A 6,398-nucleotide genomic window follows, 5' to 3' on the forward strand; every position below is an offset into this window, starting at 1 on the left:
CAGGGGTTGATCATGGATCTCGCAGGCCAGAACATCACTGGTGATCCCGCACCACCTCACAGGAGGACCGATGTTCCGGACCGCCGGACCGCGCCGCGCCACCACCCTCGCGGCAAGTGCCCTGGCCACGGCAGCCGTTGTGGCCACCCTGCTGCCGACGGGCGCCGCCGTCGCCGACGACCGCGCCCCGGCCGCAGTGCCGCCCGTACCGGCCCGGTACGCCGCGCAGGAGCTGCGGTGGCAGCCCTGCGAGGGGGATCCCTCCCTGCAGTGCGCGGACATGACCGTGCCCCTGGACTGGCACCACCCGGACTCCGGGCGGGACATCACGGTCGTGGTCTCCCGCAAGGCGGCCGCCGACCCCTCCCGGCGGCGCGGCGTGCTGATGACGGCCGCCGGCGGGCCGGGGGCCTCCGGGCTGCTGCGGATCGCCGGCCTGGTCAAGGACGAGCCCGAGGTCGGCGCCGTCTACGACGTGGTGAGCTTCGACCAGCGCGGCGTCGGGAAGAGCACGCCCGTCGACTGCCAGACCGCGCAGGAGTCCCAGGCGTACTGGGCGGGCGACTTCCGCGACCGCTCCCCGGCGGCCGTGGGGCGCGTCGTCGACAACGCCCGCGCGCTCGCCGGCAACTGCCGTGACCGGCAGGGGGAGCTGGTCCGTCACCTCACCACCGACCAGGCCGCGCGCGACATGGACCTCTACCGCGCCCTCCTCGGCGAGCAGAAGATCACCTACTACGGGGCCTCCTACGCCACCATGCTCGGCGCCTACTACGCGACCGAGTTCCCCGAGCGCCTCGAACGCGCCGTCCTGGACAGCAATATCGCCTTCGCCGACGACTGGCAGACCTGGGAGGAGGGGCAGCCGCGCAGCTTCCAGCGCCGCTTCGAGGAGGACTTCCTGCCCTGGCTCGCCCAGCACGACGACGTCTACCACTACGGACGCACCCCCGCCGAGGCCAAGGCCACCTGGGAGCGGCGCCGGGCCGCGCTGCGCGAGCACCCCCTCGACCTCGGGGGCGGCAAGGTCCTCGACCCCAACCACTTCGACTTCGGCGCGAGCAACGCGATATACAGCGCCAAGGAAGGATTCCCCGGCCTGGCGCAGGCCCTCGCCGCCGTCGAGCACTGGGACAGCGCGACGGCGGCCGAGAAGGGGCTCGTGGCGAAGGTCTACGGCGGCTATCTGTCCTCGGCGTTCCTCTCCGACTTCCTCTCCGTCACGTGCAACGACACTCCCTGGAACCGGGATGCCGACCACTGGAAGCGGCAGAGCGGGCGACTGGCCGCGCGATACCCGCTCGTCGGGGCCCGTGTGCTCGCCTTCGGGGCGGCCTGCGCCGCCTGGCCGCAGTCCTCGGCCCCGCAGATCAAGGTCACCGGCAAGGGCCTGCCGCCCGTGCTCATGCTCAACTCCCTGCACGATCCCGCGACCTACTACGAGGGCGCCGTCCGCGCCCACCGCGCGCTGCGCGGCTCGCGCCTGGTCACCGTCACCGGCGGCGACCACGGCGTCTACCGCAGGGGCAGCGCCTGCGTGGAGCGCGTCGTCAACGACTATCTGCTGGAGGGCAAGGTCCCGGAGCGCGACCTCACCTGCGCCGGGGCGCCGCTGCCCGGGGCGACCGCGATATCCGGCGACGGCCACTGACGGGCTGTCACCACAGCCCGGCCAGGGGCCGGTCAGGGGGCGGCCGGGGCCGGGGTGAGGCCGAGTTCGGTGCGGGCCCGGTCGACCATCGCGCGGGCGTGCCGCAGTCCGAACCCGCCGAGGGTGCGGTGCAGTTCGTCGAGGTCGGCCGCGGTCCGGGAGGCCTCGCGGCCCAGCCGGGCCCGGGTCTTGACCAGGCCGAGCCGGGCGAGGGCCGCCCCCCGGGGCTCCTGCATGGCCTCGAACTCGGCGAGCGCCTCGCGGTAGCACTCCCGGGCCTCGGGGTAACGGCCCGCGCGGAAGAGGACGTTGCCGCGCATCTTCAGGTTGTAGCCGAGCGCGCTGAGCAGCCGCATCCGACGGCAGGTCCCCTCGGCCCGCGACAGCAGCTCCAGGGCCGCCTCCGTCTCGCCGCGCAGCGAGCGCACATCGGCGACGCCGCGCAGCGACCAGGCCAGCCCCCGGGCGTCCTCGGCCGCCCCGGCTATCCCGGCCGCCTCCTCGAACATGGCCAGGGCGGCCTCGTGGTCACCGGTGTTGCGGCGCATCTGCGCGATGCCGGACAGCGCCCACACCATGTGCCGGGCCTCGCCGCGTTCGCGGGCCTCCGCCAGCAGCCGCTCGTGCAGCGCGTGGACGGCCTCGTAGTCGCCCTGGATCCGGCCCGTCTCGGCGAGGCCGGCCAGCGCGTAGCCGCGGGCCAGGAAGTCCCCGGAGCCGTCGGCGAGTCCGGCGGCCAGGGCCAGCAGCCGACGGGCCAGCGGCAGGGCGCCCCGCTGCCGGGCGAGGGTGCCGCCGCTCCACAGCGCCCACGCCATGGCCGCCGGATCGCCCGTGCTCCGGGCGGCCCGGTAACTGCCCTTCCAGGCCCGGTCCGCCTCGGTCACCCGGCCCAGCCTGCGGCACGCCTCGGCCACCGCGAGCCGCGCGTGGGCCGACTCCCGCGGGCAGCCGGCGCGTTCGGCCTCGCGCTGCCGCTCCAGGGCCGTGGCGAGGACGGCGTCGAGCGAGGCGTTGACCGACAGGCCGTCCAGCGAGCCCTGGTACTCGGGAGCGAATGCCTTGCCGTACATGGTGGTTGCCTCACTTCTCGATCTTCGCGATCTTCTCGATCTTCTCGATACGTCACCCGGAGCGCGCACTACTGACGGGGCATCACGTCAGCGGCGGTGATCAAGAAGCTATGGCCTGAACCCTGGGGGCGGTATCCGTCCGTGAGGGGGTCTTCCCGTCCCTCCACGGGCGGGGGTCGGCGCTCCGGGTCATCCTTGGGGTGGACGGCGGCGTTCCTCTTCCGTGAGCTTCTCTGACGGATCCCTGACGACGGGTGATCAAATTCCGCTGAATCGCTGGTAGTTTCAGCGTTGTCGATCTTCAGCGCGGCCGCTCCGGCACGCGCGTACCGCCATGGGCGCGCGTCGCGCGTCCCCGCGGCGGCCACCCCCGAGATTTCCGACAAGGATCCACCATGGTTCGCAACCGTCCCCGCCCCGCGCTGCGGCTCGCCGGCTGCGCGGCGGCCTCGGCGTTCGCCCTCGCCGTCCTGCCCGCGACCCCCGCGGCCGCCGCCGGCCCCGCCGCCGGCACCCCGCACCTCGACGCCGTCGAGAAGTCCCTGCGCGAGGTCTCACCCGGACTTGAGGGCAGTGTGTGGGAACGCACCGCCGGCAACCGGCTCGACGCCTCCGCCGCCGACCCCACCGACTGGCTGCTGCAGACCCCCGGTTGCTGGGGCGACGCCTCCTGCGCGCAGCGCCCCGGCAGCGAGCGGCTGCTGGCGAAGATGACCGAGAACATCTCCAAGGCCCGCCGCACCGTCGACATATCCTCCCTCGCGCCGTTCCCCGACGGCGCGTTCCAGGACGCGATCGTGGCGGGTCTGAAGAAGTCCGTGGAGGGCGGGAACAAGCTGCGCGTGCGGGTCCTCGTCGGCGCCGCCCCCGTCTACCACCTCAACGTGCTGCCCTCCTCCTACCGCGACGACCTGCGCAAGAAGCTCGGCAAGGCCGCCGACAGCATCACGCTCAACGTCGCGTCGATGACCACGTCGAAGACCGCGTTCTCCTGGAACCACTCCAAACTCCTCGTCGTCGACGGCGAGTCGGCGATCACCGGCGGCATCAACAGCTGGAAGGGCGACTACCTGGAGACCGGCCACCCGGTCTCGGACGTCGACCTCGCGCTGACCGGGCCCGCCGCCGGTTCGGCCGGCCGCTACCTCGACGAGCTGTGGGGCTTCACCTGCGGGAACAAGAACAACATCGCCAGCGTCTGGTTCGCGGCGTCCCCCGGAGCCTCGTGCATGGCCGCCATGGAGAAGGAGGCCAACCCCACACCCGCCCCGGCCACCGGCGACCTCCAGGTCATCGCCGTCGGCGGCCTCGGCGTGGGCATCAAGGACCGCGACGCCTCCTCCGCCTTCAGCCCCGAGCTGCCGACCGCCCCGGACACCAAGTGCGTGGTGGGCCTGCACGACAACACCAACGCCGACCGCGACTACGACACGGTCAACCCCGAGGAGAGCGCGCTGCGTTCCCTCGTCGACAGCGCCACCGACCACATCGAGATCTCCCAGCAGGACCTCACCGCCACCTGCCCGCCGCTGCCCCGCTACGACATCCGGCTCTACGACGCCCTCGCCAAAAAGCTCGCCGCCGGGGTGAAGGTCCGCATCGTCGTCAGCGACCCCGCCAACCGGGGCGCCGTCGGCAGCGGAGGCTACTCGCAGATCAAGTCCCTCGACGAGATCAGTGACGCCCTGCGCGGACGGCTCGCCCTGATCACCGGCGGCAAGCAGGGCGCCCAGGCCACGATGTGCAGCAACCTCCAGCTCGCGAGCGCCCGCGTCGCCGACAGCCCCACCTGGGCCGACGGCAAGCCCTACGCACAGCACCACAAGCTCGTCTCGGTGGACGGCTCCGCCTTCTACATCGGCTCCAAGAACCTCTACCCGGCCTGGCTGCAGGACTTCGGCTACATCGTCGAGAGCCCCGACGCGGCCCGCCAGCTGGACGCCAAGCTGCTCGCCCCGCAGTGGAACACCTCGAAGGCCACGGCCACGTTCGACTACGAGCGCGGCATCTGCCAGGGCTGAGCGCCCCGTTGATCCGGTGCCCCCGTGGACGGCCACGGGGGCACCGACGGTTCAGCGCAGTGCCGCGAGCGCCTTCAGGGTCGCCGTGACGTCCGAGGGAGAGGCCGCCACGCCGCTGCGGGGCGCGGGCCGGTCCGTACCGCAGTACTCGGCCAGCAGCAGGGGAGTGCTGTCACCGGCCCAGTCATCGTTGAAGTTGAAGGACGCCGTGTGCCGGCCGTCGGCCGTGCCACTGGCCATCGACATCGAGCCGTGGATACCGCCGCCGTGCATCCAGATCGTGGTGCCGCACGGGAGCGTGGCGGCCATCACGCCCAGCCCGTACCGCCCGCCCGGGATCTGCTTGCCGGTCGAAACCGTGGTCAGCAGCTCCTTCTGCTGCCGCTCGGGGAGCAGTTTGCCGCCCAGCAACGCGCTGTAGAACGTGTTGAGATCGCCGGTCGTGGAGATGATCTCGCCGGCCGCGCCGCCCCACGAGGGGTTGAGCTCGGTGACGTCGTGGATCTTCGCGTCCGGGGCCGGGTCGGTGAGCTTGCTGTAGGCCCGGCCGTGCGGGCCCGGTACGGTCGGGTCCGTGCCCGGCAGGCTGGTGTGGCGCAGGTGCAGCGGGCCGGTGATCCGCCGCTCGATCTCGTCGGCGTAGGAGTTGCCGGATACCTTCTCGACGATCATTCCGGCGAGGATGTAGTTGGTGTTGGAGTAGTGCCAGTCCGTCCCCGGCTTGAAGGACGGGGCGTGCTTCATGGCGGTCGCCACGAGCTCCTCGGGCGTGAAGGAGTCGAAGCGGTGCTCCGGGAAGTCCTTGCTGAGGAGGGAGATGAAGCCCTCGTCCTCGGTGTAGTTGAAGATTCCGCTGGTGTGGTTGAGGAGTTGACGGATGGTCACGGCGCTGCCGTCGTGGCCGTTGCCGTGGACCACACCGGGCAGCCAGCGCTCGACGCTGTCGTCCAGGCCCACCTTGCCCTCGGCCTCCAGCTGGAGCAGGACGACCGAGGTGAACGCCTTGCTGATGCTGCCGACGCGGAAGTGGTCCTGGGCGATGCGCGGACGGTGGGTGCGCAGGTCCGCGACGCCCGCCGAGGCGTTCCAGCTCCCGTCCCCGTCCCGGGCCTGCCCCAGGACGCCGACCGCGCCCGCTGTGACCTGGGCCTCCATCGCGGCGCGGGTCGCGGCGTGGCGGCCGTCCCCGCCGCCGGTGGCGGCCGCGGCGGGCACCGTGAGCGTCGCCGCGGTGACCGCGGCGGTGACGGCGGCCGTGGTCAGCGTGGTGAGGACGGCTCTGCCGGCGGTGCGTGTCTGCATGGTTCCCCCTCCGTTGAACGGACATGTACACGCGGGGAGACTCCGTCCAGTGCGCGACAGTTGAGCGGACCCGGCAGCGAGGGACGGAAATCGGCCACCGTCGGCGCCCCCGGACCAGCGCGGCACCGGCCGGCGGCCCGGGCACGTGAGTGGCTGGTCAGCGGGCCACAGCCGCCTCCCGGCCCGTTCTCTCGCGTGCCATCGGTACCACGAGTGGTGTGCCGGTCTCCGGGTCGTCGATGACGCGGCACTTCAACTGGAAGACGTCCTCGACGAGTTCGGCCGTCACGATGTCCCCGGGCGCGCCCTCCGCCACGACGCGTCCGTCCCGCATCGCGATCAGGTGCGTCG

Annotated in this window: 4 protein-coding genes and 1 pseudogene; 2 read left to right on the forward strand and 3 right to left on the reverse strand. The window is 72.4% G+C overall.

Annotation, left to right across the window (positions count from 1 at the left end; genetic code table 11):
* The first annotated feature begins 70 nt into the window (after positions 1–70).
* The gene (locus tag ACFP1Z_RS25225; protein WP_390319712.1) at positions 71–1,651 is read left to right on the forward strand and encodes an alpha/beta hydrolase; all 1,581 of its coding nucleotides are present in this window, start codon (positions 71–73) and stop codon (positions 1,649–1,651) included.
* Positions 1,652–1,683: 32 nt separating this feature from the next.
* On the opposite strand, the gene ACFP1Z_RS25230 is transcribed toward ACFP1Z_RS25225, so the two are convergent.
* Positions 1,684–2,724, reverse strand: a complete 1,041-nt coding sequence (locus tag ACFP1Z_RS25230; RefSeq protein ID WP_390319714.1) for a tetratricopeptide repeat protein — start codon at positions 2,722–2,724, stop codon at positions 1,684–1,686.
* A 395-nt stretch (positions 2,725–3,119) separates the two neighbouring features.
* On the opposite strand from ACFP1Z_RS25230, the gene ACFP1Z_RS25235 reads away from it, so the two are divergent.
* On the forward strand, positions 3,120–4,745 hold the full coding sequence (locus ACFP1Z_RS25235; protein WP_390319715.1) for a phospholipase D-like domain-containing protein: 1,626 nt from the start codon (positions 3,120–3,122) through the stop codon (positions 4,743–4,745).
* Positions 4,746–4,796: 51 nt separating this feature from the next.
* Here the strand turns inward: ACFP1Z_RS25235 and ACFP1Z_RS25240 are convergent, their stop codons facing one another.
* Positions 4,797–6,047: a serine hydrolase domain-containing protein gene (locus ACFP1Z_RS25240; protein WP_390319716.1), complete on the reverse strand. Its 1,251-nt coding sequence runs from the start codon at positions 6,045–6,047 to the stop codon at positions 4,797–4,799.
* 157 nt (positions 6,048–6,204) lie between these two features.
* Positions 6,205–6,398: pseudogene (locus ACFP1Z_RS25245) on the reverse strand (ABC transporter ATP-binding protein); the annotation flags it as partial.

It is taken from the genome of Streptomyces gamaensis (assembly GCF_042656465.1).
In the GTDB taxonomy this organism is placed as follows: Bacteria; Actinomycetota; Actinomycetes; order Streptomycetales; family Streptomycetaceae; genus Streptomyces; species Streptomyces gamaensis.